Below are 25594 nucleotides of genomic sequence, written 5' to 3' on the forward strand. Positions count from 1 at the left end.
GCGTTGGCCGGGACTGGGAAAAACCTCACAGATACTGGTAACGGTTCACCACTGGTACGCTGATGGCCCATAAGCCATCCACGCCTTTGTGAATGGTCACGTGGTCGCCGACGTTGATGGCTACGGGTGGATTGCCATGGCTATGGATGACCGCTTCGCCGCGTTGCACGACGAACTGCACGTCCTGGTCATACTGATACGCAAAACGGTCGGTGTCGCCGCTCTCCCACAATGCCCAGCCCTGGCTGCTGGCCTGCTCTGCAGGGGATGCGCGGCGTTTGATGATGGTGGTCATGGAGGTTCTCCTGTAGCGCTCAGGCAGATACTTTGTAGAGGGCGCCTGGGGTGAGTTGGCTGTGGTAGGGCAGCGCTTCGGGTGGCAATGCCGGCTTGCCCAGCACCAGGTCGCTGGCCTTTTCTGCCAGCATGATGGTGGCGGCATTGATGTTGGCACTCGGTACAGTTGGGAACACCGATGCGTCGATTACGCGTAACCCTTGAATGCCTATTACGCGCAGGTGGTTGTCGACCACGGCCATGGGGTCGTCGGCGCTGCCCATCTTGCAGGTGCCGCAGGGGTGGTAGGCACTGGCGGCGTCTTCGCGGATGAAGGCATCGAGGGCCTTGCCGGTACGGATGTGTCGGCCGGGGGTGTCCTCGCGGTGGTTGAAGCGTTTGAAGGCTGGCTGTTCGGCTACCTCGATGCCCAGGCGCATGGCCTCGCGCATCACCCGCCAATCTTCTTCGGTGGCCATGTAGTTCGGGTCGATGCGTAATGGATCCGACACTTTGGCGCTGCGTAGCTTCACCGAGCCACGGCTGGTCGGGCGCATCGGGCCGACGCCAATGCGGTAGCCGTAGGTGGTGCTGACGGGTATCCAGTTCTTGTCGAAGAACACGGGGAAGAAATGGAACTGGATATCAGGGTGGGGCGTGCTCGGCGAGCTGTTGAGAAAGGCGCCGACGTGACATTGGTTGACCGCAGCCACGCCTTTCTTGAAGCCGAACCACTGAAGACCGGCCCACAGCATGCGGTGGTACTGCAGTTCGCGGTTAAGCGAGAGCGGCTCCTTGGTCTCCATCTGGATATGGCATTCCAGGTGGTCTTGCAGGTTTTCACCCACCCCTGGCAGGTCCACCTTCGGGAAAATGCCGTGCTCGCGCAGATGATCGGCGGGGCCGATACCTGACAACATCAACAGCTGCGCAGAGCCGAACACGCCGCAGCAGACGATGCACTCACGGCGTGCACGCACCTCGATCACACGGCCTTGGTAGATGACGCGAAAACCCGTGGCGTTGCGGCTTTCGATGTTGATTTGCTGCACTTCACAGCCCAACCAGAGGGTCAGATTGGGATGTGCGCCCATCGCGTGGATATAGCCATAGGCGGCGCTGTTGCGGATGCCATCACGCACGCTCATTTCAAAGCGCGAAACCCCTTCCTGACGATAGCCATTCACGTCGTCGGTCAAGTTGAAGCCTGCTTGCTGTCCCGCTTCAAGAAACACGGCATTGAGCGGACTGAGCCGTTCTTGCCGCTGGGCGCGGATAGGGCCGTTGTCACCCCGATGCGTGCCGCCGATCGCGCTCGACTCGATCTTCTTGAAATAGGGCGCGCAATCGGCCCAGCCCCAGCCATCGGCACCTTGCGCCTGCCAGCCGTCGTAATCCAGCGGATGCCCGCGCAGCCAGGTCATGCCGTTGATCGATGACGAGCCGCCGAGCACACGCCCACGTGGCTGCTGGATCTTGCGCTGGTTGAGGTGGGCCTGTTCTTCGGTGTAGTACCACCAGTTGTATTTCGAGGTCGGCTTGAACGCCGAGCGCAACCCGGCGGGCATGCGGATGATCCAGGATTTGTCGGAGGGGCCCACTTCCAGCAACAGGACCTGATGGCCCGCATCGGAAAGCCTGCGCGCCAGCACGCAACCCGCCGAGCCAGCGCCAGCAATTACATAATCGAATTCGGCTTTCATTGTCGTTCTCCAGCACACACGGCCAAGCCAGTCAGGGGCGTCGGTGGTGGCAGGGCACGCACTCGACGCAGCCAATCTATCCACGGCGGGAGCAGGGGGGTATCGAATAAAAAATAAGACGGGCATAAACAACTTTTATGCCGAGAGTCGCAGGTCGCTGCCGGGCAGGCGTGTGGCGTGGATGGGTTTGACATCAGGTTTTGCGCGCCTGCCTAATGCCTGCAGCAGTTCCTCCGAGGTGCTTTTCGTGCGTCTTCTTGACCTTGCGTTGCTTCACAGCTTCAAGACCATCGCCGAGTGCAAGAACCTTTCGGTGGCGTCGCAGCGCCTGCACAAGACCCAGGCCGCCGTGAGCATCCAGTTGAAGAAGCTGGAAGCATTGGTTGGCGAGCGCCTGGTCGAGCGGGGGCACCAGAGCACAGTGCTCACGGCCCGGGGTGAATGGCTGTTGCAGTACGCACGCAAGATGCTGGCGCTGAGCGATGAGGCCATGGCGCAGATGGGTAGCGGGGAGGTGTGCGGCACCGTTCGTTTTGGTATTCCGGATGACTATGCGGGCGTTTTCCTGCCACCGGTCATCCAGCAGTTCACCCAGCGTTATCCAAAGGTGAGCCTGAAGATCCGTAACGACATCAGCCAGAACCTGTTCGCCGCCCTGGAGGCTGGCGAGTTGGACCTGGCACTGGTGACTCAGCGGGCAGCGGACGGTATCGGCGAAGTGTTGCGCTGCGATCCGCTTCAGTGGGTCGGCGCGGCTGGTTTCACGCTGGATCGCAGCGAACCGATACCCTTGGCACTCTATCCCCATGGGTGCGGGTATCGGCGCCATATTCTCTCGGCGCTGAGTGCTAACCTGATCGACTACGAGGTGGCCTTCGAGTGCACGGGGGTGACCGGCGTGCAATTGGCCGTGGAAAGCGGGCTGGCGATTGCGGCGACGTCCACGCCGTTGATTCAGCCAGGGTGGCAGATCCTGCAGACCGGAGAGGCAGGCCTGCCAGCCCTGGGCAATGTCATCATCGAGTTGCGACAGGGCCTGGGGGAGTCCACTGCCGCCGTCAGGTTCTTTACCGAGGAACTGCGCAGGCAAGTGATTGCCCGGTAGGCTCAGACGCTCAACCGCATCGCCAACGCCAACGCCGCCAATCAAGACGCTAAGTCAGTGGGAGTGAGTGCCAACTTGAAACATTCGTGGGTCATACATGAAATCGTAGATTTCAACGACCTGGATCTGGCTGACTGCCGGGTGATCCGGGTTGATGACGATATTTCGCTCCAGCGGCAAAATGGCGGAGGGGACAATCAGCCCCAGATGAGTCCTGGATTTCAGCCAAGCGGTACCGAATCCCATACTAGGACGGTCCGCCGGCAAACTGGCCCATCCCTCTGGTAAATCGGATGCTTCAACTTCAAGGTACAGGGAAGGGTCGGCTGGCAGCTCAAAGCAGGTGAGCTTCAACGGAAAGGTTGGCTGGCCGACCGCATGGACGAAGGTTTCCAGGCAACAGATTGCCGGTGTAAGTCCTATGTAAACGGCGGGCACGTCCTGCTCGTTCCATCGCCCCCCTTCAATCGCTGCGCCTTTGCCGCTCAGGTCGGTTGCTCGCTTCTCCTTTGCAATTCGCCACGCCCGCATCAGGCAACCCCACCCCATTCCAATGCCTGCAGAATACGGCGCACCTGTTTGGCACCAATTTCCGTTTCGCACAGCAGAATGGGCGTGTTGCCGCCGAGGGCCGTGTTGGGCTTCGACATCCACTGCGCGGCGGCATCCCGGTTTTCGAAAACTTCTTCTGCCTGATGAGACACCGACGCGATGCGGTCCAAACGCTCCGAAGCGACGGTATCGAGCACTTCGTGTTCCCGCACACGGCGCTCAAGCGTGGAAATCGAAGCATTGAGCAGCAGTGCGAGATTGGTCTCTTCCAGGTTGAAGGTGTAGCGCACAGCGCGGAAAAGATGAGCTGAGAAGCCACGTTTGATCTGCAAAAGCCGGTCCGACTCGTTGAGCGCGTAGCGGCTGGCGCTGAACGCCCAGAACTCATCCACGCCTACATTACGCAAGTCTTCTTTCTTTTTTTCATGAGGCCATTGTGCTGTTGAGGTGCGCATCACGCCTCCTTCATTTGATGGTGTTGTTAGCGTCAAATGAAGTATATGCCTCAGTTTGCGGTCTGGATACCACCTTTAGCTGGCAGTCGCTTCTGAAAAGTTCCGTTACAAACATGTAAGTTTCGTAAATAAGATTTAACCACAATTGAGAATCACTATATTTACCAACCCTGTTGGCCCCCAAGCAGTGTTTGCGAGGCCGGTGGGCGAGGGCCCCCGGCTTCCTGGCAGGGATGTGCCTTTTCGCTTACCGATAGCAGGAGATGTGTCGATGCAGTGCAGAACCTCACCCAATAGCCTGGCCCTGGCGTTCGTCGCGCTGGCGTCGCCGGCCATGATGGCGACCGCGGCTGAAACCGAGGAGCGGCGCGCCGGGGAGGTGCTGGAGGTGCCGGTCGCCGAGAGCGCGCTGGTGATCCAGGACACGCTGGTCACTGCCGAGCGCGAAGCGCGCCAGGCGCTGGGCTCGTCGGTCATCACCGCCGAAGACATCAAGCGCCACCCACCGGCCAATGACCTGTCCGAGCTGATCCGCCGCGAGCCTGGGGTCAACCTGACCGGCAACAGCGCCAGCGGCGCGCGCGGCAACAACCGGCAGATCGACCTGCGCGGCATGGGCCCGGAAAACACCCTGATCCTCATTGATGGCAAGCCGTCCAGCGCCCGTAACGCCGTGCGCTACGGCTGGAACGGCGACCGCGATACCCGCGGCGAAACCAACTGGGTGCCGGCCGAAGCGGTCGAGCGCATCGAGATCCTGCGTGGCCCGGCTGCCGCGCGCTATGGCTCGGGTGCGATGGGCGGGGTAGTCAACATCATCACCAAGCGCCCTACCGAAGAATTCAAGGGCAACCTCAACCTCTTCACGCAGATGCCGGAAGACAGCGCTGAGGGTGTCAGCCGGCGCGCCAACTTCAACCTTGGCGGCGGCCTCACCGACAACCTCGGTTTCCGCCTGTACGGCGGCCTGGCCAAGACCGATGCCGACGACCTCGACATCAACGCCGACCACGCCAACAGTGCGCTGGTCGCCGGTCGCGAGGGCGTGCGCAACAAAGACATCAACGGCCTGCTGAGCTGGAAACTCAACGAAGAGCACCGCCTTGAAGCCAGCGCCGGCTACAGCCGCCAGGGCAACATCTACGCCGGCGACACCATGAACAGCAACGGTGGCGGCAACCCCGACCTGATCAACAGCCTGTATGGCCACGAAACCAACGTCATGCAGCGCAACACCTACGACCTGACCCACCTGGGCGATTTCACCTGGGGCACCAGCAAGACCAGCCTGGCCTATGAGTACGTGCGCAACTGGCGCCTCAACGAAGGCCTGGCCGGTGGCCCGGAGGGCGCGATCAACGACAGCGGCGCGGCCATGTCGCGGCTGCGCAATACCCGCCTGAGCAGCGAGGTGAACCTGCCGTTCGCCATGGGCAGCACCGAGCATGTGCTGACCCTGGGCGGCGAGTACCTGTACGAGTCGCTCAACGACCAGGGCTCGTTCCGCCCGCAGAGCTTCGATCCCAGTGGCGGTGGCAGCGACGTGATCAGCGGCTTCGACCGCAGCAACTCGAAGATGACTGCCAAGAGCTACGCGCTGTTCGTTGAGGACAACATCATCCTCGGTGACACCACAGTGACCCCAGGCCTGCGCTTCGACCACCACGAAACCTTCGGCGACAACTTCAGCCCGAGCCTCAACCTGTCGCACAAGCTCACCGACGCGCTGTCGCTCAAGGGCGGTATCGCCCGGGCGTACAAGGTGCCGAACCTGTACCAGTCCAACCCCAACTACCTGCTCTACAGCCGTGGCAACGGCTGCAGCGTGCAGCAAACCAACTCGGGCGGCTGCTACCTGCAGGGCAACGCCGACCTGAAGCCGGAAATCAGCGTCAACAAGGAGATCGGCCTGCTGTATGACCGTGGCACCTGGCGTACCAGCGCGACCTACTTCCGCAACGACTACAAGAACAAGATCATCGGCGACACCGATGTGCTCTACACCATCAACAGCGGCCGCCGCGTGACCCAGTGGGAGAACGCAGGCGAGGCGCGGGTGGAAGGCATCGAGGGCAACCTGTTCGTCGAGCTGACGCCGACCCTGGACTGGAACACCAACCTGACCTGGATGCTCGACAACGACAACCGCGAGACCGGTGAGCCGCTGTCGGTGATCCCTGAGTACACGGTCAACAGCACCCTGGACTGGCGCGCTACCGACAAGCTGTCGTTCCAGGTGGCGGGCACTTATTACGGCAAGCAGAAGTCGCCGAGCTACAACTACCGGACCCAGGAAGACTACGACGTCGAGGCGCAACAGGATGTCGAGGCCTATGGGCTGGTGGACGTGAGTGCCGGGTACAAGTTCAACGCCAACTATGACGTGCGGGTGGGTGTGAACAACGTGTTCGACAAGCAGATCTACCGGGGTGGGAATGCCAGCAGTTCGGGGGCCAATACCTATAACCAGCCGGGCAGGGCGGTGTTCGCTTCGCTGAATATCTCGTTCTGATTGCGAGGGTCCGCCTTGCGGCCCATTCGCGGGGCAAGCCCGCTCCCACAGGATCTCCATTGACCTCAAGTGCGGTGGAGAATTTGTGGGAGCGGGCTTGCCCCGCGAATGGGCTGCAAAGCAGCCCCGAGGAAACCTCAATGCACAACAAAACCGCCTGGCTGCAGATCCTCTCCCGCAGCGGCGCCGCGCTGCTCGGCGGCTACGCCTTCAGCTATGCCGCCAGCGCCTGCCTGGCCCGATTGCTGCCGCTGGCCCCTGCCGACGCGGTCATCGCCGCGACCTTGCCGGCCTTCATCTTCTACACCGCCGCCATCCTCTGGGCCTTCGCCAGCCGTGACGCCTTGCGCGCCTGGGCGCCGCTGGCGGTGGCCGCGCCGTTGGCGCTGGTCGGCTTCTGGCCGCAGGTAATGGAGTGGCTGGCATGAAGAACACCTTCACGCAATCGATGGCCTGGCTGCACACCTGGGGCGGGCTGATCTTCGGTTGGCTGCTGTTCGCCATCTTCGTCACCGGCACCCTGGCGGTGTTCGACAAGGAACTCAACCACTGGATGCAGCCGGAGATCCCGGCCCATCAAGTGTCCCAGGCCGAGGCCGCGCAGCGCGCCATCGCCTACTTGCAGCAACATGAGCCGCACGCCGGCAACTGGGGCGTCAGCCTGCCCACCGAGCGCTCACCGGGTTTGCGCGTGTCCACCGGCGACCGCCGCCATGGCGAAAGCGTGCAGCTCGACTCGCTCACCGGCGAGGCCATCGAGGTACGTGACAGCGTCGGCGGTAATTTCTTCTTCCGCTTCCACTTCACCCTCGACCTGCCACGCAACTGGGGCATCTTCGTGGTCGGCGCGCTGGCGCTGGTGATGCTCGCGGCGCTGGTCACCGGCATCGTCATCCACAAGAAGATCTTCAAGGAGTTCTTCACCTTCCGGCCAAACAAAGGCCAGCGCTCCTGGCTGGACTTCCACAACGCCAGCGCGGTGCTGTTGCTGCCGTTCCACCTGATGATCACCTACACCGGCCTGGTGATTTTCATGCTCATCTATATCCCGGCGGGGGTCGATGCGCTGTTTGCCGGTGACAACCGTGCCTACTTCCAGGCCCAGGGCAACGCGCGCGTCGAGCAACCGCGGAGCCTGGTAAAAAAGCCGGGTGAGCTGACCGATGTGCTGCCGCTGCTGGCCCAGGCCGAGGCTCGCCTGGGGCCGATCGCCGGCTTCAACATTCGCAACCCCAACACCGCCGGGGCACGCATCGAAATTCGCCCAGAGCTTGGCAATCGCATTGCCTTGTCCAAGGGCCAGGCGACTTTGACGGCGTCAGCGGCGAATTGCTCAGCGACGTCACCCAATGGCGCGCGGCGCCCTTGACTCAGCGGGTCATGGTCGGCCTACATTTTGCCCAGTTCGGTGGTTACCCGATGCGCTGGCTGTACTTTGTCTGCGGGGTGATCAGCTGCGTGATGATCGCCAGTGGCCTCGTGCTGTTCTGCGTCAAGCGGGGGCGCAAGTACGCCACGTCCAGCGCGGACGCAGCGGCGCGACGTTGGTATCGGGTGGCCGAGGTGTGCAATGTCGGCTTCGTCAGCGGGCTGTTGCTGGCCTGCGTAGGCTTGCTGTGGGCCAGCCGGTTGCTACCGGCCGAGCTGGCGCAGCGCGAAGCCTGGGAGGTGCGTGCGTTCTTTGGCGTATGGCTGGTGGCGCTGCTGCATGCGGGAGTAAGGCCGGCGCGCCGGGCGTGGGTCGAGCAGCTGGGGCTGACCGCACTGCTGTGCATTGGCCTCGGGTTGTTCGGTGGGATGGGTGATGCCCTGCGCCTGGGCGTCGTGGCTTGCGCATTGGTGCTGGGCGTAATGCTCGGCGTGGTGGCGTGGCGCGTGCGGCAGGCAGTGCCGGCGCCGATCAAAGCCAGGGCAGGACGAAGCGTGGAGGCGGGAGCATGATGATGTTTGTCACAGGTGGGGTGCTATTCGCTTATGCCGGGATGCTCGGACTGTGCCAGGGGTTGGAGCGGCATTACAAGCAGGCATGGAACAGGGCCTGCCCACCGCTGTTGCGCGTTATCTTGCGCGCAGCAGGATGGTTGGCGCTGCTGGTCAGCCTGCTGCTTTGCGCTCAGGCATGGGGCTGGGCGATGGGGCCGGTGGCCTGGTTCGCGGTGATGTCGCTGGCGGGGTTGGGGCTGGTGACGTTGTTGCCCTATTGGCCACGCGTTGCAGTGGGGCTGGCAGGGCTGGTGCCGTTGTGGTGTGTGCTGCAGGTGTTTGCCTGAGTGCATGCAGGCGCCCACACGCTAATTCAGTACCTGGCGTTGTTCGAGCCAGTGTTCGAAGGACTCGAAGGTTTCGATGGCAGCCTGTACCGTGGTCGCTTGCGCCGCAGGCATAGTCGATGCCTGATCGAGCCGATCGAGGAAGCTGCGCCAGTAGCGGCCGGTCAGTGCGCCGTAAACGTCGAAAAAACCTGTGCCGTTTGCAGGGTGGATTGCGAAGCGTTCGGCCATCGCCCGCTTCAGCACCTGGCCGCCTAGGGTCGAGCCTTCAAGTACATACATCACCCCCAGAGCGCTGGCTTCGTTGTTGATGGTCGGCAGAGCCTGGCACAAAGGCAGCGATTCGATGTCGGCAGCGTTCAATTGCAGGGCTTGCAGGTCCACAGTGAGCGCGGGTGTCTTGGCGCGTTTGGGCTCCTGATACTCGCCCAGGCGTGCTTCCAGCGGGGCGTGAAACCCGTAGTAGGCCTGGATCAGTCGGCGGTAGGCGGCGACATCGAAGCCCGGGTCAAAGAACGGCAAGCGCGCTTCCAGTGATTTGTGGCAGTCACGAGTGCCCTCACGCAGGGCGAGCAATAAAGGGCTGGGGGAGGGGGCGCTAGCGGGCATCGGGTGGGCTCTAGTGGCATTTCGCCTAAGTAGGAGTGGTCATCGTAGCGCAGTGTTCCTCGCCCGCTGCGACTTTCTTGCGGAAAAAAAACGCTTGGCGTGATAAACCGGTCGGCCCATCCTCGCAAGGACGCCTCCTGGTGAAAGCCATACGCCTGACGTTCATCTGCCATGCCCTGACCCAGGCCCAGAAGACCGGGCGGCTGCACCGTCCCCTCGACGGGATTTTGCCACTGGATGACCAGCCATTCGCGGTGCTGCCCGAGGTGCGCATGCTCAGCGCGCCTGAGCGGCGCGCAGGGGAAACGGCGGCGTGGTTTTCGGCCCAGGCGCAGGTCGAGCCGGCGTTGGCCGATTGCGACCTTGGCAACTGGCAGGGGCTTGCCCTCAAGCAGCTGCAGGTTGAGCAACCTGAGGCGTTGGCCTCGTGGCTGCAGGATCCCCACAGCGCGCCCCATGGCGGCGAGTCGTTCGCGGCACTGTGCCAGCGCATGGCGGGCTGGCTGACGGCATTCGATACGCCGGGCGAGTGGCAGGCGGTGACGCATCCGATGGTGATTCGCGCGGTGCTGGTGCAGGTGCTGGGTTGCCCGCTCAGCGCCCAGCGAAGCATCGATGTGCTGCCGCTGTCGCGCCTGGAACTGAGCTTTACCGGGCAGTGGCGCTTGCGCCTGAGCTAGCGTGTCTCAAAACGCCAGCTTGTAGCCAATCAACAGCAGCATCGTGGCCAGGCAAGGGCGCAGCACCCGGTCGGAAATCCGCCCGGTAAGGTGACTGCCCAGGTAGATGCCCGGCAGCGAACCCAGCAGCAAGTAACCCAGCAGCGACCAATCCATGTTGCCCATCCCGGCGTGCCCCAGGCCTGCCACCAGCGTCAATGGCACGGCGTGGGCAATCTCGGTGCCGACCAGGCGGCGGGTGACCAGGAACGGGTACAGCAGGAACAGCGCCACGGTGCCTAGCGCGCCAGCACCGATCGAGGTGAGCGTGACCATCACACCCAGGACCACACCAGTAATTACGGTCAAGGTGTTCAGGCTGCGGTCGCTGAGGTGGTAATGGTCACCGGCATGGCGATTGGCGAAGGCCTGCAAGCGCGACTTGAACAGGATCGCCAGGGCGGTGAGGATCAACACCACTGCCAGGCCTTGCTTGATGATGCCGTTGAGCGCCGAGGTGTCGGTGTGCAGGGTGCTGAGGAACCATAGCGTCAGTGCTGCAGCCGGGACGCTGCCCAGGCTCAGCCAACCAGTGATCTTCCAGTCGATGTTCTTGTTGCGGCCATGTACCCAGACGCCACTGGCCTTGGTGATGGCGGCGTAGAGCAGGTCGGTGCCGACGGCGGTGGCCGGATTGATGCCAAACCACAACAGGATCGGCGTCATCAGCGAGCCGCCACCGACGCCGGTCATGCCGACGATGAAACCCACCACCAATCCGGCAAGGGTGAAACCGAAAGAACCTACATCCATACGCTACTCGACCGCCCAGCTTTGCCCGTTATCGGATGGGTGCCAGCATATAGATAGTTTTTTATAGCCAAATAGACTTGTTCGTTATTAGGTTATAACCACCCCATCGCCGACACGCCGGCGATGGGGCTCTACTCAGATCCTGAAGCTGCCCACCAGCTGCTTCAAGCGTCCCGCCTGCTGCGCCAGCGCATCGCAATGCTGCAGCGTCTGGTTGAGGTTCTCCACCCCTTGCTGGTTCAAAGCGTTGATCTGGGTGATGTCGAGGTTCAGGCTCTCGACCACTGCAGTCTGCTCTTCGGTCGCCGTGGCCACCGACTGGTTCATGCCATCGATTTCGCCGATGCGCTGGGTCACGCTGGCCAGCCGCACGCCGGCCTGGTTGGCCACTTGCACGGTCTGTTCGCTGGACACCTGGCTGGTGTTCATGGTGTGCACCGCTTCGCGAGAACCGACCTGCAGACTGGTGATCATGCGGTGGATCTCCTCGGCGGACTCCTGGGTGCGGTGCGCCAGGTTGCGCACCTCGTCGGCGACCACGGCAAAGCCACGCCCGGCCTCACCGGCACGGGCGGCCTCGATGGCGGCATTGAGTGCCAGCAGGTTGGTCTGCTGGGAGATGCCCTTGATCACGTCGAGAATCTTGCCGATTTCGTCGGTGCTGGCATTGAGCGTTTCGATCTGCTCGCACGACTCGCTGATGCGCTGCGACAGGGCAGTCATGGCGCTGATCGCCTCATCGACCACTTGCCGCCCGCCATTGGCTTGCTCGCTGGCACCGCTGGCATGTTGCGAGGCGTCGGCGGCGTTGCGGGCGATTTCCTGGGTGGCGGCGCCCAGCTGGTTGATCGCCGCCGCCACGCTGTTGGTGCGCATGCTCTGCTCTTCGGAGCCGGTGATCGACGCATTCGAGGCGTAGACCACTTTTTCAGACAGGTCGTGCACCAGCCGTGTGGCCGAGGACACTTCGCTGATCGAGGTGTGAATACGTTCGACGAAGCGGTTGAACGAGGTGGCCAGTTCGCCGAACTCGTCCTTGTTCTGCACGTCCAGGCGGCGGGTCAAGTCGCCTTCACCCTCGGCAATGTCACGCATGGCGCGACCCATGGTGGTCAGCGGGCGCATCAGCACCGGGATCAGCAGGCCCAGCAGGCCGGCGATGGCGGCAACGGCGATGAGCATGGCAATGATCGCCGAGGTGCGGAACTGGCTGAGTGCGGCGTAGGCCTTGTCCTTGTCGATCGACAGGCCGATGTACCACTGAGCTGAAGGCAGGCCGGTCACCGGGGTAAAGGCAATCAGCCGCTGCTGACCATTGAGGGAGACATCCTGCAGCTCGGCAGAGACGCGCAGCCCGGAGCCTGGGTAGATGTCCTTGAGGTTCTTCATCACCTGATCTTTGTCGGGGCTGACGATGACCTGGCCGCTGCTGTCGGCGAGGAAGGCGTGGCCAATGCCGCCGAAGTCGACCGAGTTGATGATCTGGACCAGGGTATCGAGGGTCACGTCGCCGCCGACCACGCCGATAAGCTCGCCGTTCTGCTTGCTCTTGACCGGCGTGGCGATAGTCACCATCAGGCCACCGACGGCGCCCTGGTAGGGGGCGGTGAGCACGGTCTGCCCGGCGCTTGCCGCGCTGCCGTACCAGGGCCGCTGGCGTGGGTCGTAGCCGGCCGGCATCTGTGTGTCGGGGCGCTGGGTGAATACACCGTTGGCCTGACCGAGGTAGGTGAACAGGAAGTTTCGCGTGTAGGAAGGCTGCTCGATCAAGCCTGGCAGAGTGTCTCCAGCGCCTTGCTGGGCGATGTCCTGAGCCAGGTTTTCCAGCACCAGGATGCGCCCGCTCATCCAGTTCTGCACACTGCTGGCTGTCAGCGCGCCGGACTGTTGCACCGACGATTCGATGTTCTGGCGCAGGGTGTTGCGTTGCAGGTAATCGTTGTAGAGCGTGAACAGGGCAAATGCCAGCACCACGACGCCGCAGGCGCTGAGCAGGATCTTGTGGCGGAATTTCAGGTTCATGTTTCGAGACCTTGAGCCAGGGAGGGTAGGGCGCCGCGCGCTCGTGGCGCGATGGCGGGGCCTGTCCACTCTGATATCGGCAATTGGCCTGGAAAATTGAAGCGCTCAGCGCTGCGAACCGAAGCGCTTTCGACGGACGGTGCGCTAGCGTTTGGCTAGCTGTTCGATCAGCCAACGTGCGGCCTGACCCAACGGTTGCTGTTTGCGCCAAAAGGCATGAATCGGCAATTCAAGCGCGTTGCGGGTGTTGCGAAAGTGCAGGCGTACCAGGCGCCCGGTGTCGATCAGCGGTGCCACCCGGGTCAGCGGCAGGTCACCCCAGCCAAGGCCGGCTTCGACCATTTGCAGGGCGAAATCGAAACTGTCGGTGGACCAGTGCGTGGCACCAATGAGTGCGCGTGGGTCGGCCATTGGCAGGTCGCGGCTGCACACCAGGATCTGGCGCACGTTGATCAGGTCTTCCAGATAGTGAATACGCCCACCGAGTAACGCCGGATGGGCGGGTGACAAGGTAGCCACCAGCGATTCCATGCCAATGTGCTGAAACCCTCGGCGGGCATCGACCTGCAGGCCGGCGAAGGCCAGGCACAGGTCGGCGCGGCCGTCGTCGAGCAGCTGCAGTGCTTCTTCTTGCGGCGCGCTGAGCAGCTGGATGTCCAGCAAGGGATAGCGCTCACCGAGCCCGGCGATGGCGGTCAGCAGCGGGCGGTGGTCGATGTCGGGGACAACGGCGAGGGTCAGGTTGCTTTCCAACCCTTGTGACAATTCCAGGGCGTGAACCTGTAGCAGCCCAAGTTGTTCGGCGATTAGCCTGGCGTGCGGTTCGAGGGCCCGGGCCTGAGCGGTAGCTTGAACCTCACGCGCGCCGCGCTCGAACAAGGCATAACCCAGCTCGGCTTCAAGGTTGCCGATCGCCATGCTGACCGCCGAGGGCACTCGGCCAAGGGTGCGCGCAGCGGCGGAAAACGAGCCGCGGTCGAGTACGGCGAGAAACAGCTGGATGTTGTCGCTGGAAAAATTCATGAGAGCCTCCTGTCAGAAAATTTGAAAGCTGCCGACTTTTTCTGTCAAGAAGTTTGAAGCATTCTCCTGCGCCTTGGCTTTTTGACACCTGAGGAAAATCCCGTGCAGGGAATGAAACGCAAACTGGTCTACGTGACCTTCTACGAATTGATCGGCCTGTGCATGTCGACCCTGGGGCTGGCCTACCTGTCGGACACCCAAGCCTCGCATACCGGCCCGCTGGCGGTAATGATCACCACCATCGCCATGCTCTGGAACCTGATCTACAACAGCCTGTTCGAACACTGGGAGAGCCGCCAGGCCAAGCGTGGCCGCAGCGTGGCGCGGCGGGTGGCGCATGCCATCGGCTTCCAGTTGACCTTGGTGGTTTACCTGATCCCGCTGATCGCCTGGTGGCTAGACATGAGCCTGGTCGAGGCGTTCCTGGTGGACCTGGCGTTCATCATTCTGGTGCCGTGCTACACCTTTGCCTACAACTGGGCGTTCGACCGGATCTTCGGTTTACCGACATCGGCCCTGGCCACGGCCTGATCCGCACTAAGGCGGCAGTCGAATAAGCAAAGGCTCTTGTCGCGCGGGCTGGATCGGCGGCGATTGCTCTTGCTGCGGCCTTGGCGCACTGGCCAGCAAGCTGTCCTCGACCTGCCCCGACAGGTAGTAGACCCCGGCCATGGCGCCGCTCTGGCGGTTCTCCATCAGCTCCTGCCACTCCTGGTTCAGCGCCACGTTGAGGATCACCCGCAGCTGCTCGACCATTTCCGGCTGCTCGCGGTCATGGGTGACCATGCCATATCCCGCCGCCGCTATCGAAATCATCGCCCCGGCCACCTTGCCCACCGCGCTTGCCACAGCGCTGGCGATGCCACGTGGGGCCAGGGTGGCACCGAGCTTTTCGCTGGCACGGGTGGCTACTGACGACAGGCCCACGTCGGTCTTGCCGGGGCCTTTGGCGGCTTGCTGGTGCAGGTGCTCGCGCAGGGCCGCCCAGGCAGGTTGCTGGTCGAGCGGCTTGGCCTTGAGCAATTGATAGAGGCTGGCGTTGCGCGCAGCCGGTGGCCCCAGGTTGATCGCGGGGATGCGGTTGAGGCGTTGGCTGAGCTGGTCGGCAGGGGCGTTGTAGCGCTGGATGATGGCTGGCAGTTGTTGGCCGAACAGCTGCAGGTACAGCTCGCAAGCCCGGTCGCGGATACCTTCGGGGTTGATCTGCTCGGCCACCGGTTCGATCACCCGTTCCTGATACTGCTCCTGCAGGTACAGCGCCAGGCGTTTTTCCGCAGGCTCGCGGCCCTCGCCGCTGTCGAGCTTGTACCAGGCCACCTTGAGGGTCAGCCATTGCTGGGTCCAGTAGCCGGTGAACCACGGGATGAAATCGCTTTCGGTACGTTGTTGCACCTGCTCTTTCCACACCCGCATCGAGCGGCGTGCGTAGTCATTGGCTGAACCGGCCGCGCCGACCGAGGCGTCGATCAGTTCCTGGTCGATGCGTTGCCAGGCGGCGGGGGTGAGTATGGCGGGCGGCGGCGGGGCAGGCGGGCGCTTGCCGGCGCAGGCAGCGAGGGCCAGCAGAAGGCACAGCAGCAAAAGGATGCGCCGGTTCACGCGACCGCCTTCCGGGGCTGGGGATGTTTACCGGAGTATAAGGGTGGCGTTGGCGGGCTGCCGTGCAGCCCATCGCGTCACTGCCCCAGGTCGAGCTTTTCTTCCAGGCGGTCCAGGTGTTCGTGCATCAGCGCCAGGGCGGCGGTGCCGTTACCGGCCTCGACGGCGTCAATGATCGCGGCGTGTTCTTCCCAGGCGCAGTGGTCGCAGCAGGGTGATTCGTAGCGGGCGATGATCAGCGAAGTCATCGGCACCAGGCCATTGAGAAACCGTTCCAGCGGCGCGTTGGCGGCCACCTGGGCGAGCTTGAGGTGAAACTCGCCGCCCAGGCGGATGGCCGCGCAGCGCTCGCCGCGCTCATGATGCTGGCGCTCACGCTCGACCAGGGAACGCAACTGGCGAATCTGCGCTGGCCGTGCGCGTTGCGCTGCCAGGCTGATCAAAGTGGTTTCGGCCAGGCGCCGGGCACTGAGCACTTGCCGCGCCTGTTGCGGGTCGGGCGCGGCCAGGTGTGCCGTGTGGCTGGGGCGCTGCACCACCACTTGCTGGTCCGACAGGCGCCCGAGTACTCGGCGGATCACTGTGCGGCTGACGCCAAAGGCGTTGCCTAGTGCCTGTTCGGGCAGCAGGCTGCCGGGCGGCAGGCGTTGTTCGAGAATGGCATCGAACAGCCGCGGGTAGATCTGCTCGGCCGACAGGCGGGTTTCACCGGTGGCGAGCAGGGCCGGCAGGCGGGGGGCGCAGGCGGTCATGGGCACTGTCCTCGGGTTATGGGCGCGGATGGTCGTCGGGGATGTTCAGTTCGATGCCCATGCGCTGGCCTTCGGCGAGGATGTGCTGGCGCATCTGGGTGCTGGCCTGGGCGCTGTTGCGGTCGCGGATGGCGCGCACCACCGCTTCGTTTTCCTTGAGCCGCGCGGCCAGGTGTTCGGGGGAGTTGCGCAGCATTTCGGCGCTCTGCTTGAGGGCGTTGCCGGTCTGCTGCACAACGCTCTGGAAGATCGGGTTGGTGGTCAGGGCGAACAGCGCTTCGTGGAAAGCGATGTAAGCCTTGGCCCCGGCTTCGCTGTCATCGGCGTCCAGGGCTTCGCGCATGTCCATCAGGGTCAGGCGTAATTGGCCGATGTCCTGGTTGTTGGCCGATTGCGCCACCAGGCCGACGATGAACGGTTCGAGGGTGTAGCGCAGCTCCAGCACATCGGCCAGGCTCGCAGCGGCGCTGTTGTCGACGGTAGGTTCGAGCTGCGCCGTTTCGGGGTCGAGCACCAGCACGCCCTTGCCCGGCAGCGAGCGCACCAGGCCAAGGGTTTCCAGCACGGTCACCGCTTCGCGCAGGCTGGGGCGGCTGATGCCCAGTTGTTCGGCCAGTTCACGCTGGCCGGGCAGCATGTCGCCGGAGCGCCACTGGCCACGGGCCAGGGCTTGGCGCAGTTTTTCCACCACTGAGGTGACGACGGTTGATGAGCTGATCACGGTTCGCTCCTGAAAGGGCCGGCGCCAGCGCCGGCCTCGTGGGCTCAGAATTCCTGTTGATGGGCGTTGGGCTGTTTGCGCGACGCAGGGGCGAAGCCGGGTTTGTTATCGAGCACGTTCTGTGCACGTTCCAGGTCGATGTCTTTTTCCCAGCGGGCAATGGCCACGGTAGCGACGCAGTTGCCGATCAGGTTGGTCAGCGCCCGGCCAATACCCATGAACCAGTCCACCGCCAATACCAGCACCAGGCCCACCACCGGGATCGCCGGCACGGCGGTCAGCGTGGCGGCGAGGATCACCAGCGCCGAGCCTGGGATGCCGTGAGCCCCCTTGGAAGTCACCAGCGACACCAACAGGATGGTCAACAGGTCGGTCATCGCCAGCGGCGTGCCGGTGGCGTTGGCAATGAACACGATGGCCAGGGTCAGGTAGATGGAGAAACCGTCGAGGTTGAACGAATAGCCGGTGGGGATCACCAGGCCGACGGTGGAGCTGCCGATACCCAGGTGTTCGAGCTTGCGCATGATCTGCGGCAGCACGGCGTCGGAGGAGGCGGTGCCGAGGACGATGGTCAGCTCTTCACGCAGGTACTTGATGAACGGCAGCAGCTTGAGGCCGGAAATGCGCATCACGGTGCCGAGGACGATCAGCACGAAGCCGGCGCAGGTCAGGTAGAACAACGCCACCAGGCCGCCCAGGTGCTGCAGGGATTCCAGGCCATATTTGCTGGTGGTGAAGGCGATGGCGCCGAACACGCCAATGGGTGCCAGGCGCACGATCATGCCCATGATGCGGAAGATCACGTGGCTGAGTTCGTTGATCAGTCGCGAAATGCCGGCGGCCGAATCGCCCACCAGGTTCAGCGCGCTGCCGAACAGCACCGAGAAGAGCAGCACCTGCAAGATGTTGTTGTCGGCGAAGGCCCCGACCACCGAAGTTGGAATCAGGTCCATGAAGAACGCGGTGGCGCCATGGATATGCTGGCCGCGTTCGGCCAGGCCATTGGCGTCGGCTGCGGACAGCTGGTCCAGGTGAATGTTGGCACCGCTGCCGATGCCGCTGCTGAAGGCGAACACCAGGCCGATCACCAGGGCGATGGTGGTCAGCACTTCGAAGTAGATCACCGATTTCAGGCCGATGCGCCCGACTTTTTTCAGGTCGCCGGCACCGGAGATGCCGCTGACCACCACGCAGAAGACAATCAGGCCGATGAGCATCTTGATCAGCTTGATGAAGCCATCGCCGAGGGGTTTGAGTTGCAGGGAAAGGTCGGGGAAGCTGAGGCCGCAGGCGATGCCGAGGGCAAGGCCGAGCACGACTTGCAGGAAGATCGAACGCGAGCACCATTTGAGCATGGGAGTGATCTCTGATCGGTGTCCTTGCTTCGGTGCCGCACGGGGCGAAAGAGCGCAGGACTTCATTATTGTTGTGGTCTTACCGGTTTGTTCAGCGCGGAACCATAAAAGCGCGAAAAATCCGACATTGCAAGGGATTTTGGCCTTACCGGTCTGACCAGTTGTGGGGCAATTCATCTGGGCAAGCTCTAGTTCGGTGCGTGCTGTGCATTGCCACCGCATGTCGCCAGGCGCTTCTGTCCGAACCTCGCGCTATCGGTGCAATTGGCCTGCCAACCTGTGGCGAGTCAGGGCTGCAGCGCCATACGCTTGACCGCGGCCAGTTCCGGGTGAGCGACCAATTTGTCAATGTGCAGCGCGGCGTCGTTCATCCAGCTTTCGCTCAGTACTCGGTAGTGTTCCATGTCGCGACAGCGCACGCGCAGGCTGTAGTCGAAATGGCCACTGATCAGTTGGCATTCATGAACGTCCGCGCAGGCCAGCATGGTGGCTTCGAAGGCCTTTTGCGCGACCCGACCGCTCTGGCCGGACAGCGCCACCAGCACCAGCAGCGATAGGCCCGGAGATACTTTCTGCAGGTCGATGATGGCGCCGTAACCGAGGATCACGCCACGCCGCTCAAGCTTGCGCACGCGCTCCAGGCACGGGCGTGGGGTGAGGTGGACCAGGGTCGAGAGTTTTTCGAAGGTGATGCGGCCATCGACGCGCAGGACGTCGATGATCGCCTGGTCGATGCGGTCCAGCGTGTCTTTGGTGTCCATGCGCTGTGCTTCTTTGAAGACGGGGCATGGATAGGGTAGGCGCTTTTATAACGCATGTGGCCCATTCGCGGGACAAGCCCGCTCCCACAGGATCACCACTGTCCTCAAGATCAGTGGTAATTCTGTGGGAGCGGGCTTGCCCCGCGAATGGGCTGCGAAGCAGACCCAGTCAGGCGCAGGCGCTGGCTGTTCGCACGCCCACCACACGCGGTTGCAGCAGCGCAAACAAGTCCTTCGGATCCTGCAGAGCTGGCACCAACGCAATATCCTTCCCAATTCCCAATGCCCGCGCGGTATCCAGCACGTAACGCAGCGCCGAGTAGTCTTCTAACGCGAAGCCGACCGAGTCGAACAAGGTCACCTGCTCGGCACTTTCACGGCCTTGAACACGCCCAGCGACCACTTGCCAGAACTCGGTGACCGGCGATTTCGCCGGCATCTGTTGAATCTCGCCTTCAATCCGGCTTTGCGGTTCGTATTCGACGATCACCCGCGCGCGCTTGACGATCTCGCGGTGCAGCTCGGTCTTGCCGGGGCAGTCCCCGCCGACAGCATTCAGGTGCATGCCTGGCTCGATCATGTTTGGCGTAAGGATCGTCGCGTAAGCCTTGTCTGCCGTAACAGTGGTGACGATATCAGCGCCACGCACCGCCTCGGCGACCGAGTTGGCAACGATCAGCTTGAGCCCGGGGCGGCCCGAGAGGTTGGCCACCAGCTTCGCCGTGGCTGCCGGGTCGGTGTCATACAGGCGGATCTCATCGATGCCCAACAGCATCTTGAAGGCGATGGCCTGGAATTCACTCTGCGAGCCGTTGCCGATCAGCGCCATGCTGCGGCTGTCTTCGCGCGCCAGGTAGCGCGCGGCCAGGGCCGAGGTGGCGGCGGTGCGCAGGGCCGTGGTCAGGGTCATTTCGCTGAGCAGCAGCGGCGCACCGGAATCTACGTCGCTCAAGGCACCAAAAGCCATTACCGTGGGCAGCCCATGGCGAGTGTTCTTCGGATGCCCGTTGACGTACTTGAAAGCGTACAGGCTGGCGTCGGAAACCGGCATCAGTTCGATCACGCCGTCGCTGGAATGGTTGGCCAGGCGTGGGCATTTCACGAAATCGTGCCAGCGCAGGTAGTCCTGGCGGATGTACTCGGCCATCTCCACCATGCAGGTGGCCAGGCCCTTGCGATTGACCAGGCGGGCGAGGTCTTGCACATCGATGAAGCGGGTCATGGTGTTCTCCCTGCAGCGGTGATTCCTGAGTGGGCTATAGGGATATTGTCGACGGGCAAGGGGGTAGATGTTGGCTGAAGTGGCTGCGGCGGGCAGCCGCTCCGGTCGATTTCACAAGGGCGACAGCCGATTCGGCTGCGGGCTTGCGATCATTGCTCGCGCAGGCGCTTGTAGAGCGTTGTCCGGCTGATGCCCAGTGCTCTTGCCACGGCAGAAAGGTTGCCATTGGCGCGTTCGAGCAGGCCGTGCAAGTCCGCCTCAGCGCTCCTGTCGTTCATCACCACGGGAAGCTCATGTGCCTCGGCCAGAAAGGCAGCCGGCAGGTGCTCGACGCTGACCGGCGCCTCACCCGCCAACGCCAGCGCCACCTGTACCACGCTGACCAGCTCGCGCACATTGCCCGGCCAAGGGTGACGGTCGAGCAGGTCGATGATGGCGTGCGACAAATACTTTGGCTGGTGAGGATCGCGATAACGCGCATGAATAAGCTCGATCAATTGTCGGCGGTCACGGCGTTCACGCAACGGTGGTAACACCACGGCCATGGCGGCGATGCGGTAGTAGAGATCCTGGCGAAAACGCCCGGCGCGTACTTCTTCAGCGAGGTCGCGGTTGCTGGCCGAGACCACGCGGATATCCACCATTACCGGCTCACCGCTGCCCAGTGGCTGGATGCTCCGCGATTGCAGCACGCGTAGCAGGCGCGCCTGGGTCGGCAGCGGCATGTCACCGATTTCGTCGAGGAACAGGATGCCCTGGTCGGCCTTGCGGATCAGCCCTGGGTTGCCCTTGTGATGAGCACCGGTGAAGGCGCCTTTGTCATAGCCGAACAACTCCGATTCGACCAGCTCGGCGGGGATCGCCGCGCAGTTGACCGCGATCAGCGGCTGCTGGGCGCGGCTGCTGGCGCGGTGCAAGGTTTCGACGAAGACCTCCTTGCCGACCCCGGTTTCACCCTGGACCAATACCGGGATGTCTTTTTCCAGCAACAGGCTGGCCTGGGCCAGGGCTTTCTCCAAACGCGGGTCAGCCCCGCCCTGTACCGGTCGCGTGGGGCTGTGCCGAGGTGCCTGCCATTGGCAATGGAAACGGTTGCGCCCGGCCGCTTGCAAGGGGAAGGGCTGCTGCTGTGCCTGGGCGAGCAACTGGCGCAGCGGCATCTGGAACAGCTGCTCGATATTTTGCCGCAGCGGATTGGCGCCCAGCAGGCTGTCGGCGCGGTGATTGGCGGCGAGCACCTGGCCGCGTTCATCGAACACCAGTAACCCGGCCCAGGGGCTGTCGAGGTTGTCGCAGGCGCTGTTGAAGAGTAGCTGCGCATGCCGGTCGGCATGTTGCGCGAGGATCAGGCGGTTCTCCAGGCTCTGGCCCATCATGCGCACCAGGCCGAGGGTCTGGGTCGCCGGCAGGTAGCCGTCGCTGGCCACATCGAGCACCCCGACCAGTTGCCGATCGCCATCGAACAGCGGTGCCGCTGCGCTGGACAGGTAGCGGTTCTGGCGCAGGAAGTGCTCTTCCTGGCCGACATGGATCGGCTCGGCGCAGACCAGCGCAGTGCCCAGGGCATTGGTCCCCACGCCGCGTTCGTGCCAGTGGGCACCGGGGTTGAAACCATGCTGTTGCTGCGCTGCGACGAAGCGCCGCGAGCCCCAGGTATCGAGCACACAGCCGCTGGCGTCGGCCAGCATCACCAGGTAGCTGGCGTTGCCCAGCAGGTGAGCGTATTGCGGCAGCACTTGTTCACGGGTGAGGCGCAGCAGCGCTTCGCGCCGTTCCAGCAGGGCGTTGAGCTCGGCGTGTGTGAGGCAGTCGAAATCCGGCGCGCTCTGCGGCTGCAGGCCCTGTTCGCGGCAGCGGGCCCAGGAGGCCTGGATCAGTTGGGCATGGGTCGAAGCGGATGCGGCCATGGGCCAGTCCTGTGTGATTGTTGTTTTCAGACGACCGCTGTTCAGTGTTGTCCAGGGTTGTTCATTGTCAAACCGGCAGCTGTTCAAGTGTTCAGCGAAACTGTCCAGTTGCGAACGGGGCGGGAGCGGGTGTGCACCGTTGAAGCCCCACACCAGAGCCTCGGCGAGCAACTGGCACGGAACTGGCTGTGGCTGGCGCACAACAATCACAAGAAGGCCACGCCATGTCCCTGGTGTTGGAGCAGGTCAGCCGCAGCGTCGATGGCCAGGCCTGGATCATCGATGCGTCTCTGCGTTTCGAGCCCGGTTCGTTCAATGTGCTGCTGGGCCGGACACTGGCTGGCAAGACCAGCCTGATGCGCCTGATGGCCGGGTTAGATCGCCCGGACGGTGGGCGCGTGCTGATGGCAGGGGAGGACGTCACGGGTGTGCCGGTACGCCGGCGCAACGTGTCGATGGTTTATCAGCAATTCATCAATTACCCGACCCTGAGCGTCTTCGAGAACATCGCCTCACCGTTGCGCCAGGCACGTCTGGGCGATGCGGAAATTCGCAGGCGGGTACAGGAAACCGCCGAGATGCTGCGCATCGAACCCTACCTGCAACGCTTGCCGCTGGAACTGTCCGGTGGCCAGCAGCAGCGCACGGCAATGGCCCGGGCGCTGGTCAAGGATGCCGGGTTGATCCTGTTCGACGAGCCGCTGGTCAACCTTGATTACAAGCTGCGCGAAGAGTTGCGCCAGGAGTTGCGCGAGCTGTTCGCGGCACGCAACTGCATCGCTGTGTATGCCACTACCGAACCCAACGAAGCGCTGGCCCTGGGCGGCACCACAACGATCCTGCATGAGGGTTGCATCATCCAGAGCGGCCCCACTGCCGAGGTGTACCAGCGACCCTGCAGCGTGCTGGCCGCCGAGCTGTTTTCCGAGCCGCCGATCAACCTGGTGCCCGGGCGCATCAACGGCAACGAGGTGAGCCTGGCTCAGGCCGTGCACTTTGCCCGCAATGCCGACCTGCAGCGCTTGGGCGATGGCGACTACCGCTTCGGTGTGCGCCCAAGCCACATAACCCTGGTGCCGACCCACGACGATGACCTGGAACTGGCGGTGCTGGTGGAATTGGCTGAAATCAGTGGTTCGGAGACCTTCCTGCACGTACGTAACGAACACTGGCGGATGGTCCTGCATTTGCCGGGAGTGCACGAGTATCAGGTGGACACGCCGATCCGGGTGTTCATCCCCACCCACAAGCTGTTCATCTTCGACAGCGCCGGGGCACTGGTGCAGGCACCAGGCCTGCGTCAGGCGAGGAGTACCTGATGGCCGAGATTCGTTTGCGCCAACTGGCGCACAGCTACAGCCGGCAGCCCAGCGCCGAGGGCGACTACGCCCTGCATGAGCTGGAACACGTCTGGGAGCAGGGCGGTGCCTATGCGTTGCTCGGGCCTTCGGGGTGTGGCAAGTCGACCTTGCTCAATATCATCTCGGGCCTGCTGACGCCGTCCCATGGCCAGGTCCTGTTCGACGGCAAGCCGGTCAACGACCTGACGCCGCAACAGCGAAACATCGCCCAGGTGTTCCAGTTTCCGGTGGTGTACGACACCATGACGGTGTTCGACAACCTGGCGTTCCCCTTGCGCAACCAAGGCCTGGACGAGGGCCGCGTGCGCAGCCGGGTGGAGGAAATCGCCGAGGTGCTCGACCTGTCCGCCGTGTTGAAGAAGAAGGCACGCAACCTCAGCGCCGACGAAAAACAGAAAGTCTCCATGGGCCGTGGCCTGGTGCGCGACGATGTGTCGGCGATCCTGTTCGATGAGCCGTTGACGGTGATCGACCCGCACCTGAAGTGGAAGTTGCGGCGCAAGCTCAAGCAGATCCACGAGCAGTTCAACATCACCATGATCTACGTCACCCACGATCAGCTGGAGGCCTCCACCTTCGCCGACAAGATCGCGGTGATGCACGGGGGGCGCATCGTCCAGTTCGGCACCCCGCGCGAGTTGTTCGAGCGGCCGCGGCATACCTTCGTCGGCTACTTCATCGGTAGCCTCGGGATGAACCTGATCGACGTGCGCGCCGAGGTGCAAGGCGTGGCCTTCGGCGATATTCACCTGCCCTTGCCCGAGGGCTTGCGCGAGCGGCTGGCGGCAACCGGGGGCGGGCGCCTGCAAGTGGGGATCCGCCCGGAGTTCGTACAACTGTGGGACAGCCCTTTCGATGATACGTACCCGGCGCAGGTGCTGGATATCGAGGACCTGGGCACCTACCGAATCGTCACCCTGATGCTCGGCGGTATTTCGCTCAAGGCGCGCCTGGGCGAGGACCGAGCTGTGCCGGCGGGGCAGGCTTGGGTCAGCCTGCCGACGCAGTGGCTGATGCTGTATGTCGATGACGTGCTGCTGGAGGCCGGAGCATGAACAAGGTGCCGAACAACAAGGCCTGGTGGCTGGTGCTGCCGGTGTTCCTGCTGGTGGCCTTCAGTGCCGTGGTGCCGATGATGACCGTGGTCAACTACTCGGTGCAGGATATTTTCGACCAGTCCAACCGCTACTTCGTCGGTGCCGACTGGTACCGCCAGGTGCTGCGCGACCCGGCGCTGCACGACGCATTGCTGCGCCAGTTCATCTATTCCGCTTGCGTGCTGCTGATTGAAATCCCTTTGGGTATCGCCATTGCCCTGACCATGCCGACCAAGGGACGCATGGCCTCGGTGTGCCTGATCGTCATGGCCATCCCGTTGCTGATCCCGTGGAACGTGGTCGGCACCATCTGGCAGATCTTCGGTCGTGCCGATATCGGCCTGCTCGGCGCCACGTTGGCCAAGCTCGGGGTCAGCTACAACTACGCGGGCGACCCATTCGATGCTTGGCTGACGGTGCTGGTGATGGATGTCTGGCACTGGACCTCATTGGTGGCACTGCTGTGCTACTCGGGCCTGCGTGCCATCCCCGACGTGTACTACCAGGCCGCGCGCATCGACCGTGCTTCGGCCTGGGCGGTGTTCCGGCACATTCAGTTGCCCAAGCTGAAGAACGTGCTGCTGATCGCGGTGATGCTGCGCTTCATGGACAGCTTCATGATCTACACCGAGCCGTTCGTGCTCACCGGCGGCGGGCCCGGCAACGCCACCACGTTCCTCAGCCAGACCCTCACGCGCATGGCCGTGGGGCAGTTCGACCTGGGGCCGGCGGCGGCGTTTTCGCTGGTGTACTTCCTGATCATCCTGCTGGTGTCGTGGCTGTTCTATACCGCCATGACCCACGCCGACAAGGACTAGGC

General features: G+C 63.1%; 25 protein-coding genes and 2 pseudogenes. 11 read left to right on the plus strand and 16 right to left on the minus strand.

Annotation, left to right across the window (positions count from 1 at the left end; translation table 11 throughout):
• Window positions 1-25: 25 nt before the first annotated feature.
• Together ACZ6YA_RS17760 and ACZ6YA_RS17765 are read right to left on the minus strand one after the other, a co-directional pair.
• Complete coding sequence (locus tag ACZ6YA_RS17760) at window positions 26-295, minus strand: cupin domain-containing protein (RefSeq protein ID WP_465898412.1); 270 nt, start codon at window positions 293-295, stop codon at window positions 26-28.
• 19 nt (window positions 296-314) lie between these two features.
• Window positions 315-1979: a choline dehydrogenase gene (locus ACZ6YA_RS17765; RefSeq protein ID WP_465898413.1), complete on the minus strand. Its 1665-nt coding sequence runs from the start codon at window positions 1977-1979 to the stop codon at window positions 315-317.
• Between the two features lie 247 nt (window positions 1980-2226).
• Between ACZ6YA_RS17765 and ACZ6YA_RS17770 the strand changes: the two genes are divergently transcribed.
• The gene (locus ACZ6YA_RS17770) at window positions 2227-3084 is read left to right on the plus strand and encodes a LysR substrate-binding domain-containing protein (RefSeq protein WP_465898414.1); all 858 of its coding nucleotides are present in this window, start codon (window positions 2227-2229) and stop codon (window positions 3082-3084) included.
• A 54-nt stretch (window positions 3085-3138) separates the two neighbouring features.
• On the opposite strand, the gene ACZ6YA_RS17775 is transcribed toward ACZ6YA_RS17770, so the two are convergent.
• Window positions 3139-3615: an RES family NAD+ phosphorylase gene (locus ACZ6YA_RS17775; RefSeq protein WP_465898415.1), complete on the minus strand. Its 477-nt coding sequence runs from the start codon at window positions 3613-3615 to the stop codon at window positions 3139-3141.
• Window positions 3615-4091, minus strand: coding sequence for a type II RES/Xre toxin-antitoxin system antitoxin (parS, locus tag ACZ6YA_RS17780; RefSeq protein ID WP_465898416.1), 477 nt, complete (start codon window positions 4089-4091; stop codon window positions 3615-3617). Before parS ends, ACZ6YA_RS17775 begins: the two co-directional genes overlap by 1 nt.
• A gap of 271 nt (window positions 4092-4362) precedes the next feature.
• Here parS and ACZ6YA_RS17785 point away from each other — a divergent pair, with 271 nt between their 5' ends.
• The 5 genes and pseudogenes from ACZ6YA_RS17785 to ACZ6YA_RS17805 all read left to right on the plus strand — a co-directional run bounded on the left by ACZ6YA_RS17785 (window position 4363) and on the right by ACZ6YA_RS17805 (window position 8873).
• Complete coding sequence (locus tag ACZ6YA_RS17785; RefSeq protein ID WP_465898417.1) at window positions 4363-6603, plus strand: TonB-dependent siderophore receptor; 2241 nt, start codon at window positions 4363-4365, stop codon at window positions 6601-6603.
• A 140-nt stretch (window positions 6604-6743) separates the two neighbouring features.
• The gene (locus ACZ6YA_RS17790) at window positions 6744-7031 is read left to right on the plus strand and encodes an iron transporter (RefSeq protein WP_465898418.1); all 288 of its coding nucleotides are present in this window, start codon (window positions 6744-6746) and stop codon (window positions 7029-7031) included.
• Between the two features lie 20 nt (window positions 7032-7051).
• Window positions 7052-7972: a PepSY-associated TM helix domain-containing protein gene (locus ACZ6YA_RS17795; protein WP_465898537.1), complete on the plus strand. Its 921-nt coding sequence runs from the start codon at window positions 7052-7054 to the stop codon at window positions 7970-7972.
• A pseudogene (locus ACZ6YA_RS17800) lies at window positions 7900-8544 on the plus strand (PepSY domain-containing protein); the annotation flags it as partial. The gene ACZ6YA_RS17795 and the pseudogene ACZ6YA_RS17800, both read left to right, overlap by 73 nt.
• Window positions 8541-8873, plus strand: a complete 333-nt coding sequence (locus ACZ6YA_RS17805; protein WP_465898419.1) for a DUF3325 domain-containing protein — start codon at window positions 8541-8543, stop codon at window positions 8871-8873. The pseudogene ACZ6YA_RS17800 and the gene ACZ6YA_RS17805, both read left to right, overlap by 4 nt.
• 21 nt (window positions 8874-8894) lie before the next feature.
• Here ACZ6YA_RS17805 and ACZ6YA_RS17810 read toward each other — a convergent pair whose 3' ends face one another.
• The gene (locus tag ACZ6YA_RS17810) at window positions 8895-9482 is read right to left on the minus strand and encodes a biliverdin-producing heme oxygenase (protein WP_465898420.1); all 588 of its coding nucleotides are present in this window, start codon (window positions 9480-9482) and stop codon (window positions 8895-8897) included.
• Between the two features lie 140 nt (window positions 9483-9622).
• Between ACZ6YA_RS17810 and ACZ6YA_RS17815 the strand changes: the two genes are divergently transcribed.
• On the plus strand, window positions 9623-10162 hold the full coding sequence (locus tag ACZ6YA_RS17815; RefSeq protein WP_465898421.1) for a histidine phosphatase family protein: 540 nt from the start codon (window positions 9623-9625) through the stop codon (window positions 10160-10162).
• A 6-nt stretch (window positions 10163-10168) separates the two neighbouring features.
• Here the strand turns inward: ACZ6YA_RS17815 and ACZ6YA_RS17820 are convergent, their stop codons facing one another.
• The 4 genes and pseudogenes from ACZ6YA_RS17820 to ACZ6YA_RS17835 form a co-directional block, all read right to left on the minus strand.
• Window positions 10169-10954, minus strand: coding sequence for a sulfite exporter TauE/SafE family protein (locus ACZ6YA_RS17820; protein WP_465898422.1), 786 nt, complete (start codon window positions 10952-10954; stop codon window positions 10169-10171).
• 135 nt (window positions 10955-11089) lie between these two features.
• On the minus strand, window positions 11090-11830 hold the full coding sequence (locus ACZ6YA_RS17825) for a methyl-accepting chemotaxis protein (protein WP_400799720.1): 741 nt from the start codon (window positions 11828-11830) through the stop codon (window positions 11090-11092).
• A 117-nt stretch (window positions 11831-11947) separates the two neighbouring features.
• Window positions 11948-12976, minus strand: a pseudogene (gene mcpA, locus ACZ6YA_RS17830) (methyl-accepting chemotaxis protein McpA); the annotation flags it as partial.
• Between the two features lie 144 nt (window positions 12977-13120).
• Window positions 13121-13999, minus strand: coding sequence for a LysR family transcriptional regulator (locus tag ACZ6YA_RS17835; protein ID WP_465898423.1), 879 nt, complete (start codon window positions 13997-13999; stop codon window positions 13121-13123).
• 102 nt (window positions 14000-14101) lie between these two features.
• Between ACZ6YA_RS17835 and ACZ6YA_RS17840 the strand changes: the two genes are divergently transcribed.
• Entirely contained in the window at window positions 14102-14530 is a 429-nt protein-coding gene (locus ACZ6YA_RS17840) for a PACE efflux transporter (RefSeq protein ID WP_465898424.1), read from the plus strand.
• A 6-nt stretch (window positions 14531-14536) separates the two neighbouring features.
• Here the strand turns inward: ACZ6YA_RS17840 and ACZ6YA_RS17845 are convergent, their stop codons facing one another.
• The 7 genes from ACZ6YA_RS17845 to ACZ6YA_RS17875 form a co-directional block, all read right to left on the minus strand.
• Window positions 14537-15598 (minus strand): hypothetical protein, encoded by a 1062-nt coding sequence (locus ACZ6YA_RS17845; RefSeq protein ID WP_465898425.1) that lies wholly within the window; start codon window positions 15596-15598, stop codon window positions 14537-14539.
• A 77-nt stretch (window positions 15599-15675) separates the two neighbouring features.
• Window positions 15676-16350, minus strand: a complete 675-nt coding sequence (locus ACZ6YA_RS17850; protein ID WP_465898426.1) for a GntR family transcriptional regulator — start codon at window positions 16348-16350, stop codon at window positions 15676-15678.
• 16 nt (window positions 16351-16366) lie between these two features.
• Window positions 16367-17071, minus strand: a complete 705-nt coding sequence (locus tag ACZ6YA_RS17855) for a FadR/GntR family transcriptional regulator (RefSeq protein WP_465898427.1) — start codon at window positions 17069-17071, stop codon at window positions 16367-16369.
• A 44-nt stretch (window positions 17072-17115) separates the two neighbouring features.
• Entirely contained in the window at window positions 17116-18426 is a 1311-nt protein-coding gene (locus ACZ6YA_RS17860; RefSeq protein ID WP_465898428.1) for a C4-dicarboxylate transporter DctA, read from the minus strand.
• Between the two features lie 287 nt (window positions 18427-18713).
• Window positions 18714-19187, minus strand: coding sequence for an Lrp/AsnC family transcriptional regulator (locus ACZ6YA_RS17865; RefSeq protein WP_465898429.1), 474 nt, complete (start codon window positions 19185-19187; stop codon window positions 18714-18716).
• A gap of 169 nt (window positions 19188-19356) precedes the next feature.
• Window positions 19357-20409: an ornithine cyclodeaminase gene (locus tag ACZ6YA_RS17870; RefSeq protein ID WP_465898430.1), complete on the minus strand. Its 1053-nt coding sequence runs from the start codon at window positions 20407-20409 to the stop codon at window positions 19357-19359.
• A 149-nt stretch (window positions 20410-20558) separates the two neighbouring features.
• A complete protein-coding gene (locus tag ACZ6YA_RS17875; protein WP_465898431.1) occupies window positions 20559-22316 on the minus strand; it encodes a sigma-54-dependent Fis family transcriptional regulator in 1758 nt (585 codons plus the stop codon).
• 224 nt (window positions 22317-22540) lie between these two features.
• Here ACZ6YA_RS17875 and ACZ6YA_RS17880 point away from each other — a divergent pair, with 224 nt between their 5' ends.
• From ACZ6YA_RS17880 to ACZ6YA_RS17890, 3 genes are read left to right on the plus strand one after another with little or no spacing between them, the layout of a single operon-like run.
• Complete coding sequence (locus ACZ6YA_RS17880; protein WP_465898432.1) at window positions 22541-23635, plus strand: ABC transporter ATP-binding protein; 1095 nt, start codon at window positions 22541-22543, stop codon at window positions 23633-23635.
• Window positions 23635-24732, plus strand: coding sequence for an ABC transporter ATP-binding protein (locus ACZ6YA_RS17885; RefSeq protein WP_465898433.1), 1098 nt, complete (start codon window positions 23635-23637; stop codon window positions 24730-24732). The genes ACZ6YA_RS17880 and ACZ6YA_RS17885 overlap by 1 nt, the downstream gene beginning before the upstream one ends.
• On the plus strand, window positions 24729-25592 hold the full coding sequence (locus ACZ6YA_RS17890; protein WP_063914002.1) for a carbohydrate ABC transporter permease: 864 nt from the start codon (window positions 24729-24731) through the stop codon (window positions 25590-25592). Before ACZ6YA_RS17885 ends, ACZ6YA_RS17890 begins: the two co-directional genes overlap by 4 nt.
• Window positions 25593-25594: the final 2 nt, after the last annotated feature.

Source organism: Pseudomonas sp. NPDC090752, from assembly GCF_055584805.1.

What these genes read in the sequence shown, in the direction of transcription:
- ACZ6YA_RS17835 (WP_465898423.1), bottom strand. Translation starts at nt 13,999, where the DNA reads ATGAATTTTTCCAGCGACAACATCCAGCTGTTTCTCGCCGTACTCGAC.
- ACZ6YA_RS17790 (WP_465898418.1), top strand. Translation starts at nt 6,744, where the DNA reads ATGCACAACAAAACCGCCTGGCTGCAGATCCTCTCCCGCAGCGGCGCC.
- ACZ6YA_RS17850 (WP_465898426.1), bottom strand. Translation starts at nt 16,350, where the DNA reads ATGACCGCCTGCGCCCCCCGCCTGCCGGCCCTGCTCGCCACCGGTGAA.
- ACZ6YA_RS17890 (WP_063914002.1), top strand. Translation starts at nt 24,729, where the DNA reads ATGAACAAGGTGCCGAACAACAAGGCCTGGTGGCTGGTGCTGCCGGTG.
- ACZ6YA_RS17860 (WP_465898428.1), bottom strand. Translation starts at nt 18,426, where the DNA reads ATGCTCAAATGGTGCTCGCGTTCGATCTTCCTGCAAGTCGTGCTCGGC.
- ACZ6YA_RS17875 (WP_465898431.1), bottom strand. Translation starts at nt 22,316, where the DNA reads ATGGCCGCATCCGCTTCGACCCATGCCCAACTGATCCAGGCCTCCTGG.
- ACZ6YA_RS17810 (WP_465898420.1), bottom strand. Translation starts at nt 9,482, where the DNA reads ATGCCCGCTAGCGCCCCCTCCCCCAGCCCTTTATTGCTCGCCCTGCGT.
- ACZ6YA_RS17820 (WP_465898422.1), bottom strand. Translation starts at nt 10,954, where the DNA reads ATGGATGTAGGTTCTTTCGGTTTCACCCTTGCCGGATTGGTGGTGGGT.
- ACZ6YA_RS17795 (WP_465898537.1), top strand. Translation starts at nt 7,052, where the DNA reads ATGGCCTGGCTGCACACCTGGGGCGGGCTGATCTTCGGTTGGCTGCTG.
- ACZ6YA_RS17765 (WP_465898413.1), bottom strand. Translation starts at nt 1,979, where the DNA reads ATGAAAGCCGAATTCGATTATGTAATTGCTGGCGCTGGCTCGGCGGGT.
- ACZ6YA_RS17760 (WP_465898412.1), bottom strand. Translation starts at nt 295, where the DNA reads ATGACCACCATCATCAAACGCCGCGCATCCCCTGCAGAGCAGGCCAGC.
- ACZ6YA_RS17805 (WP_465898419.1), top strand. Translation starts at nt 8,541, where the DNA reads ATGATGATGTTTGTCACAGGTGGGGTGCTATTCGCTTATGCCGGGATG.
- ACZ6YA_RS17885 (WP_465898433.1), top strand. Translation starts at nt 23,635, where the DNA reads ATGGCCGAGATTCGTTTGCGCCAACTGGCGCACAGCTACAGCCGGCAG.
- ACZ6YA_RS17870 (WP_465898430.1), bottom strand. Translation starts at nt 20,409, where the DNA reads ATGACCCGCTTCATCGATGTGCAAGACCTCGCCCGCCTGGTCAATCGC.
- ACZ6YA_RS17775 (WP_465898415.1), bottom strand. Translation starts at nt 3,615, where the DNA reads ATGCGGGCGTGGCGAATTGCAAAGGAGAAGCGAGCAACCGACCTGAGC.
- ACZ6YA_RS17865 (WP_465898429.1), bottom strand. Translation starts at nt 19,187, where the DNA reads ATGGACACCAAAGACACGCTGGACCGCATCGACCAGGCGATCATCGAC.
- parS (WP_465898416.1), bottom strand. Translation starts at nt 4,091, where the DNA reads ATGCGCACCTCAACAGCACAATGGCCTCATGAAAAAAAGAAAGAAGAC.
- ACZ6YA_RS17880 (WP_465898432.1), top strand. Translation starts at nt 22,541, where the DNA reads ATGTCCCTGGTGTTGGAGCAGGTCAGCCGCAGCGTCGATGGCCAGGCC.
- ACZ6YA_RS17785 (WP_465898417.1), top strand. Translation starts at nt 4,363, where the DNA reads ATGCAGTGCAGAACCTCACCCAATAGCCTGGCCCTGGCGTTCGTCGCG.
- ACZ6YA_RS17825 (WP_400799720.1), bottom strand. Translation starts at nt 11,830, where the DNA reads ATGCGCACCAACAGCGTGGCGGCGGCGATCAACCAGCTGGGCGCCGCC.